The 17,942-nt window shown below is 50.1% G+C and carries 19 protein-coding genes; 5 read left to right on the top strand and 14 right to left on the bottom strand.

What is annotated here, in order from left to right; translation table 11 throughout:
- Window positions 1-149 precede the first annotated feature (149 nt).
- A complete protein-coding gene (locus FMM72_RS06135; protein ID WP_162220877.1) occupies window positions 150-878 on the top strand; it encodes a hypothetical protein in 729 nt (242 codons plus the stop codon).
- Between the two features lie 33 nt (window positions 879-911).
- Here the strand turns inward: FMM72_RS06135 and FMM72_RS06140 are convergent, their stop codons facing one another.
- Window positions 912-2,048: a DUF3810 domain-containing protein gene (locus FMM72_RS06140; protein WP_162220878.1), complete on the bottom strand. Its 1,137-nt coding sequence runs from the start codon at window positions 2,046-2,048 to the stop codon at window positions 912-914.
- Between the two features lie 42 nt (window positions 2,049-2,090).
- Complete coding sequence (locus tag FMM72_RS06145) at window positions 2,091-3,056, bottom strand: aldo/keto reductase (protein ID WP_243151527.1); 966 nt, start codon at window positions 3,054-3,056, stop codon at window positions 2,091-2,093.
- 230 nt (window positions 3,057-3,286) lie between these two features.
- On the opposite strand from FMM72_RS06145, the gene FMM72_RS06150 reads away from it, so the two are divergent.
- Window positions 3,287-4,111: an endonuclease/exonuclease/phosphatase family protein gene (locus FMM72_RS06150; RefSeq protein ID WP_160208440.1), complete on the top strand. Its 825-nt coding sequence runs from the start codon at window positions 3,287-3,289 to the stop codon at window positions 4,109-4,111.
- A gap of 64 nt (window positions 4,112-4,175) precedes the next feature.
- Here the strand turns inward: FMM72_RS06150 and FMM72_RS06155 are convergent, their stop codons facing one another.
- The 3 genes from FMM72_RS06155 to spoIVB all read right to left on the bottom strand — a co-directional run bounded on the left by FMM72_RS06155 (window position 4,176) and on the right by spoIVB (window position 6,683).
- Window positions 4,176-4,343, bottom strand: coding sequence for a DUF1540 domain-containing protein (locus tag FMM72_RS06155; RefSeq protein ID WP_160208438.1), 168 nt, complete (start codon window positions 4,341-4,343; stop codon window positions 4,176-4,178).
- A 206-nt stretch (window positions 4,344-4,549) separates the two neighbouring features.
- Window positions 4,550-5,329 (bottom strand): sporulation transcription factor Spo0A, encoded by a 780-nt coding sequence (gene spo0A, locus FMM72_RS06160; protein WP_160208436.1) that lies wholly within the window; start codon window positions 5,327-5,329, stop codon window positions 4,550-4,552.
- Window positions 5,330-5,465: 136 nt separating this feature from the next.
- Complete coding sequence (gene spoIVB / locus FMM72_RS06165; protein WP_160208434.1) at window positions 5,466-6,683, bottom strand: SpoIVB peptidase; 1,218 nt, start codon at window positions 6,681-6,683, stop codon at window positions 5,466-5,468.
- 235 nt (window positions 6,684-6,918) lie between these two features.
- Between spoIVB and FMM72_RS06170 the strand changes: the two genes are divergently transcribed.
- Window positions 6,919-7,269: an SLOG family protein gene (locus tag FMM72_RS06170; RefSeq protein ID WP_162220879.1), complete on the top strand. Its 351-nt coding sequence runs from the start codon at window positions 6,919-6,921 to the stop codon at window positions 7,267-7,269.
- A gap of 62 nt (window positions 7,270-7,331) precedes the next feature.
- On the opposite strand, the gene FMM72_RS06175 is transcribed toward FMM72_RS06170, so the two are convergent.
- The 3 genes from FMM72_RS06175 to FMM72_RS06185 are packed head-to-tail and all read right to left on the bottom strand — an operon-like array spanning window position 7,332 to window position 11,270.
- Window positions 7,332-8,621 (bottom strand): Ger(x)C family spore germination protein, encoded by a 1,290-nt coding sequence (locus FMM72_RS06175; protein ID WP_162220880.1) that lies wholly within the window; start codon window positions 8,619-8,621, stop codon window positions 7,332-7,334.
- Complete coding sequence (locus FMM72_RS06180; protein ID WP_160208428.1) at window positions 8,618-9,721, bottom strand: GerAB/ArcD/ProY family transporter; 1,104 nt, start codon at window positions 9,719-9,721, stop codon at window positions 8,618-8,620. Before FMM72_RS06180 ends, FMM72_RS06175 begins: the two co-directional genes overlap by 4 nt.
- Entirely contained in the window at window positions 9,702-11,270 is a 1,569-nt protein-coding gene (locus FMM72_RS06185) for a spore germination protein (protein ID WP_162220881.1), read from the bottom strand. Before FMM72_RS06185 ends, FMM72_RS06180 begins: the two co-directional genes overlap by 20 nt.
- A gap of 128 nt (window positions 11,271-11,398) precedes the next feature.
- Between FMM72_RS06185 and FMM72_RS06190 the strand changes: the two genes are divergently transcribed.
- The gene (locus tag FMM72_RS06190; RefSeq protein WP_243151526.1) at window positions 11,399-12,106 is read left to right on the top strand and encodes a DUF421 domain-containing protein; all 708 of its coding nucleotides are present in this window, start codon (window positions 11,399-11,401) and stop codon (window positions 12,104-12,106) included.
- Window positions 12,103-12,483 (top strand): DUF4363 family protein, encoded by a 381-nt coding sequence (locus FMM72_RS06195; RefSeq protein ID WP_162220882.1) that lies wholly within the window; start codon window positions 12,103-12,105, stop codon window positions 12,481-12,483. The genes FMM72_RS06190 and FMM72_RS06195 overlap by 4 nt, the downstream gene beginning before the upstream one ends.
- 35 nt (window positions 12,484-12,518) lie before the next feature.
- Here the strand turns inward: FMM72_RS06195 and FMM72_RS06200 are convergent, their stop codons facing one another.
- From FMM72_RS06200 to FMM72_RS06225, 6 genes are all read right to left on the bottom strand, one after another.
- Window positions 12,519-12,743: a DUF4318 domain-containing protein gene (locus FMM72_RS06200; RefSeq protein WP_006877117.1), complete on the bottom strand. Its 225-nt coding sequence runs from the start codon at window positions 12,741-12,743 to the stop codon at window positions 12,519-12,521.
- 29 nt (window positions 12,744-12,772) lie between these two features.
- Entirely contained in the window at window positions 12,773-14,143 is a 1,371-nt protein-coding gene (locus tag FMM72_RS06205; RefSeq protein WP_162220883.1) for a citrate/2-methylcitrate synthase, read from the bottom strand.
- Between the two features lie 183 nt (window positions 14,144-14,326).
- Window positions 14,327-15,376, bottom strand: a complete 1,050-nt coding sequence (gene mutY, locus FMM72_RS06210; protein WP_162220884.1) for an A/G-specific adenine glycosylase — start codon at window positions 15,374-15,376, stop codon at window positions 14,327-14,329.
- A complete protein-coding gene (locus FMM72_RS06215; protein ID WP_162220885.1) occupies window positions 15,373-15,936 on the bottom strand; it encodes an NUDIX hydrolase in 564 nt (187 codons plus the stop codon). Before FMM72_RS06215 ends, mutY begins: the two co-directional genes overlap by 4 nt.
- Window positions 15,937-16,290: 354 nt before the next feature.
- Window positions 16,291-17,391, bottom strand: a complete 1,101-nt coding sequence (locus FMM72_RS06220) for a DUF4367 domain-containing protein (protein ID WP_162220886.1) — start codon at window positions 17,389-17,391, stop codon at window positions 16,291-16,293.
- Window positions 17,388-17,939, bottom strand: a complete 552-nt coding sequence (locus FMM72_RS06225) for an RNA polymerase sigma factor (protein WP_160208412.1) — start codon at window positions 17,937-17,939, stop codon at window positions 17,388-17,390. Before FMM72_RS06225 ends, FMM72_RS06220 begins: the two co-directional genes overlap by 4 nt.
- Between the last annotated feature and the right edge of the window lie 3 nt (window positions 17,940-17,942).

Raw genomic sequence — 17,942 nt, forward strand, 5'->3', positions numbered from 1 at the left:
CGAGCGCTGTTCCGAAATCTGCCAACTGGTCCGCCGCATACAAGATCATCCGTTTTGACGGACAATTTGGACATGCCGTTTCACAGATATGATATCATTTCTTTAAATCAAACGACGGTTTGCCGTTATACCATGGGGGTATTATTCTGATGAAAAAAATTCTCTGCGGCGCGCTGTGCGCCGGTTTATTTACTTGCGCCGTCTGGATGACTGGCTGTGAGGCGCGCAGTGCGGCCAATATGCAGCCCTCCTCTGAGCCGGTCTCTCAAAGCGAGCTTCCTTCTTCTGACGAACTGGTGGTTTCCTCTCTCCCTTCTTCATCCAAATCCTCATCAAGTGAGTCTGAGGAAGAATATCCGCTTCCCGAACTTAGCGATACAGATCAAAAGGTTTTGGAAACCGATCTGATCCAATTCATCAGCTTTTTTGGCATGGAAGGCACTGCAACTGCCTCGGAGCTTGATTCGCAGGATGTGTTATTTTTCTGCCTTGTTGAAGCGTTCCGCCAAAAGGATATGCTGGGTTACTATTTCGAACAGAACGACAGCGGCGAATATTTGATTCCATCCTCTATTGTCACACAGCAAGCAAAAAACCTGTTTGGGCTTGACGGGTTTGCGCCAACAGATTCCACGCGTTATGATGCTGATAATGACGCTTATCTTTATTCCGTCGGCCATGATGCCGGCAGCTATAATTACGCGTTAGCTGATCCAAAAGGCACGCCTGACGGCGGCATCGCCTATGAAATTGATTTTTTTGCACCTGAGGATCTCAATTTCGAGCAGCCGCCGCTTTATACTCTGCGCCTGTCTTTTGCTATGGCCCGGATCAATGGAATGCCCTATTTGCAATTTGTCTTGAAAGAAACGATTTGATATAAAAAGGCATCCCCTTGCGGGGATGCCTTTTTATATCAAGTTATGGCGGCTTCTATAATCGGCCAGCAGCAGATCGACCATGCGTCCGTAACTTTTAACGCCGTCGCTCTGATGATTCATAACCAGATAAGCATTGTTCACTGCATCAGATACCTCGGCTACCGGTCCTTCAAATTGCGCCCAATACGCATTATTATCTGCGAAATCCCGCCGCACACCATCGGAAAATGTTGACGCTACATCTTGGTACAACATCCGATCCGTCTCATATAGCCGATTACTTGCATGAACCAGAGCCAACATGACGCCGCTATACTGAAACTCTGCCGAATCACTGTTGATGCATGCGAGATAACCGATAAAATTCGCCTCATCCTCACGCATAAAACCGCGCGTATGCGCCAGCTCGTGGCACATCGTCGCTGGGATGGAATAATCCGGCGCATCTTTGTTGATATTAGCCTCAAATGTAAACAACGTAAACTGACCCGTCAGTTGCATACGCGACATAAAGCGCGAATTTAAAACCGGCTTCGGTGCAATCGCATAGTTTGGAAAAACCGCGTATTCCTGTGAGAGCGATCCAAAAGTATCGCGTGCTTTATGCGCTGTGTCAAAAAAATCTGATTCCAAACGCATCACACCAGATGCATCCTCCCCAACCTCCAGCCGCAATTCATTTGCACGTGCAGACAGTTCCAGACACAGCGCAGCAAGTTCCTGCGCAGAGGAATCACGGATTTGCAGGCCACTTGTCTGCGCAAATTCCAAACGATGGTAATTCAAGCCACAGGTCGTAACAAATATAAAAAAGATCACGCATACAGCTTTCGGCAACAGGGCAAACAGGCGTTTCCATGCAACACGTATTGGCGCGGGACGGCGCAGCAATGCAAGCAGCAGCCACACCATCCCATATAACAGCAGCAGCGCCGCAGCAGCCAGCAGCAGCAGCAGCCCAATTTCAAACAGTGAAAATGGGAAAAGAGAAGTCAGCGCGCCGACTGAAGCGGCCAGCAATGGATAAATCGTTCTGGAATAAACCTGTTCTGTGACCACAGGAAATCTGTGTGCAAGCCAGATCAACAAAAGTCCCGCAGGCAATAGAAACAATGTCCACCAGCGCCGCACCCATAAGCCAAGGCGCGGTTTCACCGCGGCTCTCATCTCTCCCTCCGGCGAGATGTTTTTAACAATGTTCCCATACAGCTATACCAATGCGGCGCAGTCGGCCTCGGTCAATGTCAGATCGGAATCCGACATGCTGTCCTCCAGTTGCTCCACCGTAGAACAACCGATGATTGCGCACCCCGGCACACGGTTTGAGGTGATATATGCAAGGCTAACCGCAGCGGGCGACTTTCCGGTCTTTTCACACAACACGCGGATGCTTTCGAGTCTGCGACGATTTTCCGGACAATCGTACCGTTCCATATATTTTTGTTTCAGAGGCTCGCCCGCAATCAGTTTGGAAAAGTACCCGCTTGCCTGTGGAGAAAACGCCATCACCGGCAGGCCGTTTTTTATGTATCCTGTATACTCCGTTTCATTCATAGATACAATGGTTGGATCCGGCCAGGCGTTTGGTTTCACATAGGCGGCGCACCACTGGATTTGTGAAATAGCAAAGGGTGTCTTTCCATGTGTCCGTGCATAAGCATTGGCTTCGTCAATGCGGGCGCATGTCCAGTTAGACGCGCCAATCGCTCTGATTTTTCCTGATTTTACATGATCATCCAATGCGTCCATAATTTCCGAAACAGGCTTTTCGGGGTCGTCTCTATGTAAAAAGTAGATATCGACATAATCAACACCAAGCGCTTTTAGGGACTGCTCCAAATCAGCGGCAATACATTCAGGGTTCACACGCCGTTTTGAAATGTCCTCAATCACTGGATGAGCGCCTTTTGTTACAAGGATCACCTGATCGCGATTCCTCCGGGTACGCAGCCACTCCCCCACAATCGGTTCGCTGTGCGCATATTCGGCGTCAAATGGCCGTGCACGGCCATAAAGGCGCGCCGTATCAATCACATTGCCCCCAAGCTCCAGGTATCGATCCATCAGCGTAAACGCACGCTCTTTTGGAATTGTTACACCAAAATGGTCGGCACCTTTAGCGATTTTTGACAATTTTATCGTACACCCGGCCGACTTTACATCCATAAATTTCATGATGCATTCCTCCTTACCGCTTTCTACGCCGCCTGCGGACAACCCGTTCGCCAGAACTGCTGCATCTGTCATTTATTATAATATTTTCTTTTATTTTTTACAACCTGTTCCCCGTTTTCCAGAGCTGGAAAAGTCAGGTTTCCAAAAATTTCTTGTCCATTTACAGCGTTGCATTTGCCTTAGAACATGGTATCATAAAAGCAAGATCATTTTTCAAAGGGGATGCCAATATGGGGGACAACTTGATTCGGGTGGTTTCCTTTAATCTCAAACGCGACTTCGGGATCGCACTGAACCGTTCACACAAGTGGGGGCAGCGGCGTGCTTTGGCAGCGCAATTTATTCGTGAAAGCGGAGCGACCATTGTCGGCGTTCAGGAGCTTCTTCCGAATATGCGCGACGATGTCAGCCGCCTGCTCGATGTCGATTACAGTGTGCTGGGATTTGGCCGTTTTTCCGGCGCCAAACCCCATAGCGACGAACATAGCGATATTATCATAAAAAATGAAAATGCCAGTGTGCGCCTGATAAAAACCTTTTGGCTGTCAAAAAGCCCGGAACGCCTTTCGCGCGCCTATTTTGCTGTATTTCCGCGGATCTGTACGGTTGCGGAGGTATATCTGACAAAGCTGAACAGATCGATTCGCGTGTTCAATACACATCTTGACCATATCTGCGGGATTGCGCGCACGCTTGGCATCCGAGTCATCCTGGACTATATGCGTTCTTTCAATGAGGAACGGCCCATGCCAACCATCCTGATGGGTGACTTCAATGCAAAGCCGACAAGCCGTCCTGTACGCTTGCTGCGCGGCTGTTCTGAGGAATATCCGCAGCTCCATCTGACAGATGTGTATACGCGTTTCCCGGCGCATGTAAACAATACGCTTCACAATTTCAGCGGCCGAGTACGTCCCGGCGCCCAGCCAATCGACTATATCTTTGTTTCAGACGAATTTGAGATCGTAGAAGCGCATATTATAACCGATCCGGTTGACGGACATTATCCGTCTGACCACTATCCGTTGGAAGCAACGCTTATGCTCAAAAGCTGACGATTATCAGATAGAAAACGCCCGCGGCGCGGCCGCGGGCGTGCTTCTTTTTTTGAAATCGCTGTTACTGTTTCCGGAAGGACTGGCAGTCCGTGCACTGATCCATCGACGGATTGTTTTCATGCGTACCGACCCTGATGCAGTCGAGCGCGCAATAATTTGAGGTGGAGCAGTGATTTGCACATTGAGTGACGGTGCATTCAATGCATCTGTTGGCTTTGCAGTTATCCATTTGAGGACGCCTCCTTTTAAAGTCTTGTATTTTTGCAAACGGGGACGCAACCCAATTGTTACGTCGATCTTAGTTTACCCGTCAGCCGCTGCAATATGCGCACCATAACCAAGCTTCAAAAGGGAAACCGGCCCTTCGCACATTCATCAGAACTGCGACGAACCGGTCGAACCAAAGGATACCAAGGACGGCAAATTCCGCCGAAATCAATTTGCATTTTTTAGCCGCAGGCGCAGCTTGTCGGCAATCATAGCGACAAATTCACTGTTGGTGGGTTTGCCACGCCCATTGTGAATGGTATATCCAAAGTAGCTGTTGAGCGTATCGACATCGCCGCGGTCCCACGCCACTTCAATTGCGTGCCGGATGGCGCGTTCAACGCGCGATGCTGTTGTCGCATATTTCTTGGCCACAGTTGGATATAACAGCTTTGTGACAGAATTGATGATCTCGGGTGTTTTTACCGCCAGCATGATTGATTCACGTACATAATGATATCCTTTGATGTGCGCAGGTACGCCAATCTGATGGATGATTTCTGTCACCATAACCTCCAGGTCAGGTTCGCTTCCCGCCACGGTCTCCGGCCCCGGAAAGCTGGCGCCCAAAGGCATCCCCGCCATCTTAATGACACGCTCAACCATAACCTCCGGATCAAACGGCATCAAAAAGAAGTAACAAGCACCCGCAGTGATCAACTCATTCTCCAGCATTGGATTGCTGAAGGTAGAAGTGATCATAAAGCGTGGTTCGTACCCAAGGGTCATTTCTTTGACAGATTTCATCACGCCTATGGCGTCAAGCCGCGGCATGAAAACATCCATCAGCACAACCTGAGGGCGCATCTCCCCAACCATCTGAACCACGGTCAGACCATCACGTGGTACGATCATTGCCTCAAATCCGTATGTTTTGAGCAAGGATGCGCATTTCGCACAATATTCGCCTGCACTCTCTGCAATCAGCACTTTTGCCTTTTCTTTCATCCTTTCGATAGCCCCTTCTTTGCGTTTCCCTAAACAAATAGTATCACCTTTTGCAAATTCTGGCAACCTTTTTTAGACAATTTTGACCTAGAAAGTTAAGGAACTTTCCAGCACTTATTTGTGTAATATACTCATGTCATTTTCGCCGTTGTTCGACACTTGATGACATTTTCTCCATGTTTTCTGCAAAGATACCGTATCCTCGAGTTGGATCGTTGACGAAAACATGTGTAACAGCACCGACTAGCTTACCGCCTTGCAGGATTGGGCTGCCGCTCATTCCCTGTACGATACCGCCTGTCTTTCCTAAAAGCCGCGGATCTGTGACGCGGATCACCATATTTTTAGTTGGATTATTTTCTGCAATACTGACTTTTTCGATGGAAATCGAATATTCCTGCGGACCCTTGTCATCAAGCGTGCAGAAAATCGTCGCCGGGCCCTCCACCACTTCATAACGAAGCGCAAGCGGGACAGGCTCCAAGGCTGTATCGGGTTGACCACCCGTTCCAAATATACCTACCTGTGAATTGATCAACAGCTCTCCTGTAGTGTCGCCTGTAAAGCTCCCGCGCAGTTCACCCGGCGAACCGCTTGTGCCGCGATGGACGCCGGTGATGGTCACGTCAACAATCTCACCAGAATGGAGCGGCATGATGTCTCCTGTGTCAATATCACAGATCGCATGTCCAAGGCCGGCAAATACATCTGTTGACGGATTATAATATGTGAGCGTTCCAATACCAGCCGATGAATCACGAACCCAAATACCTGCCCGATAAACGCCGTCATCGCTCTTAACAGGCTGCATTTGACAAGTCATCGGTTCTCCGTTGCGCTCCAAATCAATGCGTACCGGATTGCCGCCACTGGCCGTTACAATCCGTCCCACATCCTCATTTGTTTGAACTGTGTTGCCATCCATAGCTGTAATGATATCGCCGACACGCACACCGGCTGTTTTGGCCGGATTCGATGAAGTACCTCCACTTGCAATATCGCTCATACCAACAACGATGACGCCCTCGGTAAACATTTTGATTCCAAATGGCGTGCCGCCTGGAACCACCATCTCACGGTCAACAACCTGAACCTGTACTTGTTTGATTTCAACACCGTATGGCAGGCGCAGGTCGACATTATAGCTGTTACCCGCAGCTGAATAGACTTCTACCGGCATACTGCCGCGGCTAGCCTGGGACGTGATCGGCAGGGTAGAATTGATTGTAAGTGTTTCACCCGCCGCAACATAATAATGATCCGGCAGAATGGACTGTGTATAGAGCGCCAGCGTCTGTACCGCGACGATTGCCGCCGAGAGCACGCACGCAAAGCGTTTATAATGCTTTCTCATTGGTATGATCCCCCTACAATTTTTTAAGTTACGTGTCTACTGTTCCACCGGATAATCTGATTATTGCGGGGAATAACTTCATTAAAATTTTGAAACAAAATTTAAAGGTCCGCAAAAGCCCTCCACAACGGCCATCCCATATTTTCATCGTTCAATCTGGCGAATGATTTCCTTGCATGTTATAATAGAAGCAACCAGAATTTTTGGATGGATTTTTTAAAAGGCGGTGTTAAGGATGCGGGTGGCGATTATTGGTTCACGTGAAATTGGACCATTTGGTACGGATGATCTCATCAAGCATATCCCGCTCAATACCTCCGAGCTTGTCAGCGGCGGCGCGGCGGGAATTGATGCGATGGCGGAGGAAGCAGCCCGCAGGCTTGGTCTGCCAATGACCGTATTTCGTCCAGACTATGAAGCAAACGGACGTCTTGCGCCGTTGATACGCAATAGCAGAATTGTCGATTACGCAGATCTTGTGCTTGCTTTCTGGGATGGCCATTCACGCGGCACAGCATATACATTGCGCGTCTGCGTTGAGCACGGCAAGCCTTTCCGTATCATCTCTGTCCCAAGCGCACAATGATAGCTGACCATAATGGGCCGCGCGGCGCGCGGCCCATTATGATTTTTAATACCACGCCATACTCACGCTTCAACACCGGTGCGGTCGATCGTACAATGCACAAAAACGTTGTAGCCCGCCGTTGCAATCACCTTTGACCAATCGGCTTCATGTGCTTTGTAAAAGTCGGGGTGCCTCTGGCGCATTAACAGCGACAAGCCCATGACATCATAGCCTTCGCGTTGCGCATCAAGCACCGCCGCCTCGATCTCTCCACGAATCAGATGCTCTTGGAGGGCCGCTGTATAAATGCGTGCCTGTTCATCAAACAGCAGGCTGTCCGGCAATTGTTTTTCAAGCGCCGTGCTGCACACTGTCACATCGATGTTAAATACAGGCACATCGCCTGTCAGATCGACCTTTATCTTTGCTTTTTGATCATGTGTAACAGCAGCTACCTTTCCAATCCGGTTGTCTCCGACTGTCACTGTGGCGTTTTTCATATCCTTACGCATCCATTCCAAACCGCGTGTCGCCGCGGGATTGAGGAATCCTGCAAGCTGTTGGCCATCAAACATCGCGCTGCCAGACAGACGCAGACGCTTCTCCTCCTGTCCGCCAGAGGAGTCCTTTGTATCTTCTCCCCCTTCGGATGAATCCTGTCCGCCGGATGACGCATCCTCCTTCGGTTCTTCTTGAGACATCTCCCCGTCGTCCTGCGAAAATAACGCCTCGGGGAGCGGTTCTTCAGGGGTCAGCGGCTTCTGACCGTTCTGTGACACCGGAACATATTCGATCAATGCCAAAGTTCCGGCGACAGGCGGTTCCCCACGGACTGCATTTATCAAATCGATCATGCGGCTTTTTGGGGCCAAACCCGCTTTATACGCACTTTGCATTACATCGAGCAGCCCGTCCGCTGAAAGCGCCGGATCATCACGCCCAGCCTGCACCAGCTCTCCAGCCTCACCGCGTGCCACCACAATTGCTGTCGTTGGTGAAATCTGATGGTTTGAATTGAGAAAATCGAGGACCCCGTCGATTCCCGCAGCAACCATTTCCTCCCCCAGAACAATGATTTGTACACTGCCAAGAAACATCTGACGGCCCTGCGTCACTGAAGCGCGTGTAAATACCTCTGTCAAGGTCCTCCCTGTTTCCTCGACAACAATACTTTTGCTGCTTTCGTCAGGCTGATTGGGCGCTCCGGATGTACCGACGGCCTCCCGTACCTGCAATGTCACACGGTAAAATCCATCTTCATTCAAGTCAATTCCTATTGTCTGTACGACACCCCGCTCGTTGAGCTTCACACTTTGCACGCAGCCGGTCAGCATTACAAGCGTCAATACCAAAGCCGCTATTCTTCTCATGACGCCCCCTCCTTTTTATCCGCCTGCTTTTGCGGCGCAAGTGTACGCCCTAGTGGCAGCAGACACAGAGGCAGAAGGATGGCAATTATCACGAGCGGTATGATCAGAATCATACGATTACCCGCCTCATCCCAAAGGTGCATTTTCTGTACTGTTAAAATCGCGGTGACACCGGCTGCGGCCGCACAGATCAACGTTCCAAATCCAACGGAAAGCTTCGGCGCCATGCGTCGCAGGCAGGTATATCCGCAATAAAGATAAGCCGAAGCACGTAAAAATGATATACCTGTCCATGTCAGGATATGAAACAAGTCCATACGCCCAAATAATGAAACGCGCGCCATGGTCGCAGCCGTTTGGAGCGGAAAGAGGCGGGTCACCGCGAATCCGCCAAGTGCAGCGATCAAAAATATTGTAAGCGCCATGCAGATGGCCAGCGACAGAACCGCCCACCATATATATGCTTTTCCGGCCCCCCGGCTGATACGTGGTACAAGCAGGATGAACAGAAGAATTTCTGCGTTTGATGCCAGCACACGGATTGTACCGGGTATGACCGGCTCGGGTCCGTCCACCAAAGGCCAGGCGATACGCACCAGCTCAAATTCGGGGAGCAGCGCTCCCAGGATCAGAAGCCCGACAACCAGTGTCAGCGCAAACAAAAACGCGCCGAGCCTTGCAATTGACTCCAATCCAAGCGATGCGGCATATCCGGCCGTGAGCAGAAAAATAACTATAAAAATCCATGGCGGCGCATTTTGATAAACTGTGCTGAGCATTAGAAAAACGAAATAGGCAGTTGTTTGAGCCGCCATATAGATGCAAAACAATCCAAACAATGCCGACGTCACCGCGCCGACTGGGCGGCCGGCGCGATAGGCGGCCGTCAACAAATCCGGGCCGGCATGTTTTTTCAGAAGGAAAAACGGAATAATCACGACCAGAGCGCCGACCGACGACAGCAAAAGTACCAGCGGCGCCGCCGGCGCAGAAAGTATTTCCCGCGTTCCTGAGGTATAGGAGAATATCGTGAATATGCTGCATAAAAAGAGCATCATGATCATCTGTCCAGCAGAAATATCATGTGGCTTTGTCCGCATTGTTCTTTCCTCCCTGTGTGCTGATGTCGCTGCCGGTCAGCCCCTGCACGCGCAGATCCTCCTGCGCAAGCGTTTTCCAGCTCCAACGAAATAATACGTCACGCATTGAGTAGAGCGAAAATGGCGTTGCAGGAGTTGTGACTGGTACTCCCAATGGATTGACTGCGCATAGGTTTGCCGCCACAGCAAAAAACGCGGCCGCCACGCCAAAAATTCCAAACATGCCGCCAATCAGAATAAATGCAAACCGCAAAATCGTAATCGGTTCATAAAGCGTCGGTACGACAAAAGAACTGATTGCGGTCACAGCCACGACAATTACCATCGGGGTTCCAATGATTCCCGCACTGACAGCCGCATCGCCAATAACAAGCGCACCCACTATGCTGACGGCATGCCCAACCGATTGCGGCATTCGAAGTCCTGCTTCACGCATAATTTCATAGATGAAAAAAATCACCAGCGCCTCAAACATCAATGGGAACGGCGTCGTCTCCTCGCTGACAAGTAAACTGTTCAGCAGCGTGGCTGGCAGCAGCTCCGGATGGAAGGAGCCGACAGCCACATAAAATCCGGGCAGAAGAATGGAAAAGAAAAACGCAGCATACTTGAGCCAGCGGATAAAGGTCGCATAATACGGCCGATGCGCGTAATCATCGAGACTTTGAAAGTGTTCATTGAATAAATACGGCACAATCAAAGCATATGGCGTCCCATCGACAATCAGCCCAATGCGTCCTTCAGCCACCTTGGCGCAAAGCGTGTCAGGCCGTTCCGTATATCCGACGCCTGAAAAAAGCGACAGCGGCTTTGCATCCAAAAAAGGTTGAATATAACCGCTTTCAAGGACAACATCCATGCGTACTTTTGACAGCCGCTCCTTAACCTTGCGCAGCAGCTCGGGCGCAACAGTCCCGCGCAGATAGACAAGCGCGGCGTCTGTACGGCTTTTTTCCCCAAACGTAATGATCTCAAACATCAAGTCGGGCGATTTAAAGCGCCGCCTCACCAGGGAAATATTGGGACGCAATTTTTCGATAAACCCTTCGCGGGAACCGCGTTCATTCGTCTCCCCTGACGGCTCGGATACGGAGCGCCCGGTATATCCCTGTATGCCGAATACAATACCAGGTTCTACGCCGTCTATCAGCAGGACAACAAAACCGGACATTATAAAACGAAAAAGCTCCGCATACGTATATATTTCCTTTTGATCAGGCGCGAGCAGCGCATTTTTACGCACCCACGTGAGGACAGCCTGTGGTGATGCATCCGAAAGCGAGAGGGAAGTCAGTGGAAGTGCAAACATTTTTGAAAACGTATTTGTATCGACCATGCCCTCACACAGTACCACGGCACAGGCGACACCGCTGACCTCCAGTTCGTGGACGATCAAATCGCCGGTACCGCCGCATAACGCACGAATATCAATCAAACGCTGCAAAAGCGTTTGATCCATCCTGCGATCCGCCGCGCTGTCCGCCTGCGGCGGCGCATAGGCGCCTGCGGGCGGCTGTGACCGGCTTTTCAAAAAATTCCAGATGCCCATGTTATCATTCCTTCCTGGTGTGCGAAACCTGCAAACATACTCTATTATTGCCATTCATTCGCTGGGAATATCCAAAGGTGTTATGGCCAGACTAAATTTTGTATTGAAATCCAGGAGGACTGATATTTTTGTTGATCGTATTTTTTCGCGTATTGCTGATTTACGCGTTAATCATTGTTAGCCTGCGTCTAATGGGTAAACGACAAATCGGCCAATTGCAGCCCTCCGAGCTTGTCGTTACAATTCTTGTTTCAAATATCGCCACAATGGCGATCGAAGACAATAACGTCCCGCTTATCAGCGGTATCATACCGATTTTAACACTGGTTTCCTTCGACGTTATTATTTCCGCCCTCACGCTTCGTTATAAAAAAATACGGCGTCTTGTATCCGGAACGCCGCGTGTAATCATCCGTGATGGAAAAATCGACCAGAAGCAGCTAAAAGAATTGCGCTTTACAATCGATGATATGATGGAGGAACTAAGGGGCAAGGATATTTTTGATATCCGAGACGTGGCCTTTGCCATCGTCGAAACAACAGGCACGTTATCTGTTTATCCCAAGTTCCAGGCACAGACTGTCACTGCTGAAATGCTCAAGCTCAAACCTTCGCCCGGAGACGACGCGCCGCCTGTTGTTCTCATCGCTGACGGTGTTGTGATTGACAGCGCGCTTGAGTACTGCAACCTCCGCTATGAATGGCTTGAAAAAACGGTCACGGATAATCATTATGTTATCAACGATATCTTTCTGATGACATGTAACCGTCAAGCCGACTATCTGATCGTTCCCAAAGAGAAAAAAGCGCCTGCCAAAAAGGAGGCTTCCGCATGAAACGGATTGTGATCGTTTGTTTCATCATGGTTGGTATTATCGCCACTGGCGTCGGTTCTCTTGTGCATCTGATCCGTGTATCTGATGAAATGGATCAAATGCTCTCAGAGGTTGCACAAGCGATTGACCGGGACGATCTGGAACATGCCGCCAGTATTGCAGATCAGTTTTCCAGCGCATGGAAAAAAAATGAAGCTGTCATGACACGATATATCCACCACGACGAATTGGACATGATCAATGGCGTGGTCGCACGGCTCCCCGCGCTCGCACAGTATGGGGCGAAAGCGGAGTACGCTGCCGAAGTCGACCGCTTGCGCAAGCTGATCAGTCATATACGCGATTCCGAAATTCCGAACCTGTCCAATATCTTTTAAGATAAAAGGAGGTCCCGGCTGGCCGGGACCTCCTTTTATCTTCTTTTCCTGCATGACAGCTCATAGCCGCCCCGTATCATAATGATCTTTACCTCGTATAAATCCTGATCGAGATAGAACGAGACGGGCATTTCACGGCTGACAAATGTCAGCCGCTCCTTACTACCGGCAGCATATGATTCGACAGCTTCACAAATGATTCGCGCGGATGGATAAGTCAAAGAATCCTCCAGTTCAATTTGAAAACTCTTTCGAAACATCAATGATCACTACTTTCGTGTGAATAGACTTATCCACGTTGATGGAGCGGAACATAATCGACACGCGGCGCAACGCTTCCATAAGCCGGGCGGATGATCTTTCCAGCGTTGGCAAGCTCCTCCAGACGGTGGGCGCTCCAGCCTGAAATACGGGCGATCGCAAAAATTGGCGTAAACAGTTCCGTCGGCAGATTGAGCATACTGTAAACAAAGCCGCTGTAAAAGTCGACATTCGCTGAAACGCCTTTATAAATCCGGCGTTCCTCGCCGATCACCTCTGGAGCGAGGCGCTCAACCAGCGAATAAAGCTGATATTCACGATAAAGTCCTTTTTCCTCAGAGAGCGACTTAACAAACGTTCGGAAGATATCGGCGCGCGGATCAGATAGGGAATAAACTGCATGACCCATGCCATAGATCAGACCCGCATGGTCAAACGCTTTCTTATTAAGCAGCGCGCGCAGATATTCCCACACCTGGCTCTCGTCGGTCCAATCATCCAGTGTCGCTTTCATATCTTCGAACATACGCACCACTTTGATGTTCGCGCCACCATGCCGTGGACCTTTCAGCGAACCGATCGCAGCGGCGATTGTTGAATATGTATCTGTCGCTGAAGACGAAACGACATGTGTTGTAAAGGTCGAGTTATTGCCGCCGCCATGCTCCGCGTGAAGCACAAGCGCGACATCAAGCACACGCGCTTCAAGCGCAGTGTAGGAACTGTCAGGCCGCAGAATGCGCAGCAGATTTTCCGCAGTGGAAAGCGCCGGATCTGGCGCATGTATGTACAGGCTCTGCCCCTCGTGGTAATGATTATATGCCTGGTAGCCATACACGGACAGCATTGGGAACAAAGCGATCAATTGCAGGCATTGACGCAGAACATTTGGGATACTGATATCATCAGCACGGTCATCATAGGAATAAAGCGTCAGAACACTGCGTGCAAGCGTATTCATCATATCACGGCTCGGCGCCTTCATAATGATATCACGCACAAAGCTTGTCGGAAGGGTCCGGTAACGCGCCAAAAGATCTGTAAAGCTCTTTAACTGTACCTCTGTGGGCAACTGGCCAAACAGCAGAAGATACGTGGCTTCTTCAAATCCAAATCTTTTCTCAGTGATAAATCCATTGACCAAATCCTTGATGTTAATGCCATGATAAAATAACTGTCCCTCACATGGAATAATAGAACCGGTTTCGTCCGTCGTGGTTGACTGGATATCTGAAATCTCCGTCAAACCAGCCAGAACCCCTTTTCCGTTTATGTCGCGCAGTCCACGTTTGACATCCAGCTTTTCATAAAGCGCGGGATCAATAGCGCTGTTCTTTTGGCTGAGCTTTGCAAGATCAAGAATTTCCTGCGTGATCTCAGAAAACGGATTGGCCGACATAAGCAAACACTCCCTTTCACCTGTTCTTTTTTATATTCATTTTCCATTATACCAACATCCAAGCCAGAGCCTCTCCAGCATAGCTCATACTTCAAACAGAATGAATTCCCCACTATATCATATGGTAATTGTATTGATTATAACAAAAATATATTGCGAAATTATGAATGGCCCTCATCAAATTTACAATTGTTCCCACAACGTAAGATAAGCCCGAAAAGCCGAAGGCAACGGATAATCGCCCTGTAGCCGGCGCGGGTCAATCCACTCAAGCCCCTCTTTTTCCAGCGGCTCCTCAACTGTAACGCGCCATCCGGTCATATGCCATTCAACATGTGTGAAAATATGCTTTGCATCTCCAAGCGGCGCTATGCGCAGCGGCGCCAACCCAAACCCGCGGACTGCTTCGATCACCTTTGTGTCGTCCAAACGGCCTTCAACAGACGGCAATTCCCACATCCCCGCCAAAAGCCCGCGCGTTGGGCGCCGCCGCACAGCTAAAAGCGCGTCGCGTGTCAGGACAAGGACCGTACGCTCCTCAATCCGACGCGGTTTTTTAGCTGCCTTGACCGGCAGGTCGCCCGCAGTCCCATTTGCATATCCCATACACAAAGAACGAAGCGGACAATATAAACACTCCGGCGGACCATTCGGACCACAGACCGTCGCCCCCAGCTCCATCATTGACGAATTAAACGCTCCAGCGCGCCCCTGTGGGATCACTGCGCGCAGCTTTTTTGCAGCCGCGCGCTTGACTGCCGTATCCGCAATATCGCTGTGATCATCCTCCAAGCGTGCGAGTACGCGCAGCACATTGCCATCGACCGCCGGCTCCGCCAGCCCATATGCGATCGACGCAATCGCGCCAGCCGTATATGGACCAATGCCAGGCAGCTTGAGCAGTTCGTCGCAGGAGCGCGGCAGCGCGCCGCCATACCGCTCCATGATCAACGCGGCGGCGCGCTTTAAATTGCGTGCGCGGCTGTAATAGCCCAATCCCTCCCAAAGCTTCAGAAGGCGTTTTTCTTCAACCAGCGACAGCGACTCCACATCCGGAAGTGCCTGCATGAACCGCTCAAAATATCCCTTAACGGCTTCTACACGCGTCTGCTGGAGCATGATCTCCGAGATCCACACGCGATAAGGCGTCACACCATGGCGCCACGGCAGATCCCGAGCATTTTTTTCATACCAGGCGAGCAACGGCTCCACTATTTGCTCCAATCGGCTCATACCAGCTTCTGCATCCTCCCGATCAGCTTTTGATAAACAGGCAACATATGCGTTTCATTACACATCCGCTCCAAACTATCAAACGCGATCCACTGGACGCCGCTGTTTTCGTCAGGCTGTGCAGAGATCGTTTGTTCCTCCGGCGCAATAAGCAAATAGGCTGCCGACAGATGCAGATGTGCCGACACATATGCTCCATGCTTGACGTGTCCCGGGACTGTCAGTACATCAAGCGACATGATTTCCTGGGAAAGCGGCGCCACATTGACAATTCCCGTCTCCTCACGCGCTTCACGCAATGCCACAGCCAATAAGTCGCTGTCTCCATCCGCATGGCCTCCTGTCCAAGACCAACTGTTATAAATATTGTGATGCACCATCAAAACTCTGTCGCGCGCTTCATTGATAATGAAACCGGACGCCGTCATATGCGCTGCAAGGCTCTCCCGTGTTAAAATAGCAGCCGGCTCCCGCAGTGCGAGCGAAAGGATCAAATCCTGATCGGCCGCTTCCTGTGCGCAGCCAGGCACAAATAATTGGATCGCCTCAATCCAGTTCATAAAACCCCTCCACTTCATTTTTAGAACAATTACAATTTGTTCTAAAAAAACCGGCCCGCGGCCTGTTCAGACAAAACATTCCCGTCCGCAATACAGGCAGGTATACAAAAAATTGTAAGCTCTTGCTATGAATTTCACTGCATTTTATAAAAATTGTACCATATCTTCATAAAATTTGCAAAACAGCCGTCAGCAAAGCTGACGACTGTAAAAAAGGAATCATATCTATATACCATTATTAAAGCTGCGCCCTGACTCCCGCAGCGGCCGTCCATTCCAAAATCCGATCATATACAGCCGCATCTGCATAATGCCGAAGCGGCTCACCCGCCGCTGCAATTGTTTTTCTCTCTGTCATTCCGGCCGTCTATATCGGAACAGCTCCACCTGCCCGCCGTTTCGATCCTCCGCCAGCACAACAATGTCTCCATCCTGTTCGACACGTTCCATACGTTCATAAGTATATCCGCTTGTTGTATTTTTGGGTTTGCCCGGCGTGCGTGTATCGTCCTCGGTGCAATCCACACGCAGCCCATTGAAATAGAGTTCAAGGATGCGCGGTCCTCCCTGGTCGTAATCCGTTACACGGATAATCGTCTGTTTTTGGAGGCCCATCTCATCAAAGAAGGCATCCAGGCGATTTAAATTTTCAATTTCTCCGCCGCTGATCACAATATCGCCATTTGCAGCAGCCTGGTCCTTTGAATAGCCAGGCGGCGGACCAAATTCAGGTGTCAACCGCGGCGGATGAGGCGCGTCTATCGGGCAAACCGTCACGCTTTCGGCAATTCGGATCGCTTCCTCCATCGGCATATTCTGTGTAATCACCATATACTGGTAGCGGCTATCATTCCAAAGAACAAACTGGCTGCCCCTGTTATCCATTTTGTAAGCAGTTTCACCATTCAAATCAAACTGCTCCAGCTGCGCGCCTTCCGTATTAATTGCTACGCCAGGTACGCCGATGATAGCCTGGTCAAACGAAATAAAACCTCCGTCCGGGCTTTCATACGTCGACCAATTGACGTATTCATCCAGCATTTGTGAAGTGAGGAAATATCCGTCCGGAAGATAGGACGGACGGTATTCAATCAGCTTAAAGTCCGGCTGACCGTCCATCTCTGATCCATCCACAGGACGATAGGAAATGTTAGAATACTCAGGATGCTTTTCCTCCACCATTTCATAGAGCTTATCACGCCAGGCGTCGACGCTCAACATACATGCTGAAAATCCCACAAATGCAGCCAGTACAAAAACAGCCGCTCTGCGCGCGGCGGCACGCAGATGTTTTCGCCATGTAAAGCGCTGCTGTGAACGTATCAATGCGCACATCTGCCGCTCAAAGTCTTCGGAAAACACATGCTCCGGCTCATTGGGCGGCGGACATTCAAATAATGTACGATCGCGCGCTTCCCGCAACGCCCGTGTCAAAAGGTCGTCATTAAGCCTCATGTGTTCACCTCCTCTGTGCCCAGAATCTGCTCCAGCTTTTTACGTGCGCGCTGGATGCGCTTTTTAACATTCTCCTCTGTTAAATCCAGCATCGACGCGATTTCCGCTGTCGAATAACCGTTATCATATTTTAGAAGCAGCACGCTGCGATAACTTTCCGGCATCCGGCCGATCAGCTCTATCAAACAATCGTAGCCTTCTTGGGCTTCCATTTCATTTTTCGGCGTAGCGGTACGCTCCGCCGACCAGTCAGCCAGCTCGTCAAAGGAAAGGACCGACTGCTTTTTGCGGCGGTTATAAAAATTAATCGCAATGTTCTTTACTATAATAACCACGAAGCTTTTCGTTTGGGGACACTCAACCTCCAAAATATTCCCCATGTGATCCATGATTCGCAGAAACGCCTGATGAACCGCATCCTCTGCGAGCTGGGAGTCATGCAGGATGCTGTTGGCTACGTAGAACATCGTCTGACGGTAGGTCAGATATAGCTGTTCAAATTTTGTTTTTTCCTGCTCTGTCTCCAACGCCGTCAGATAAACCAGCATCCC

The sequence above is a fragment of the Anaerotruncus colihominis genome (genome assembly GCF_010206195.1).
Classification (GTDB): Bacteria; Bacillota; Clostridia; order Oscillospirales; family Ruminococcaceae; genus Anaerotruncus; species Anaerotruncus colihominis_A.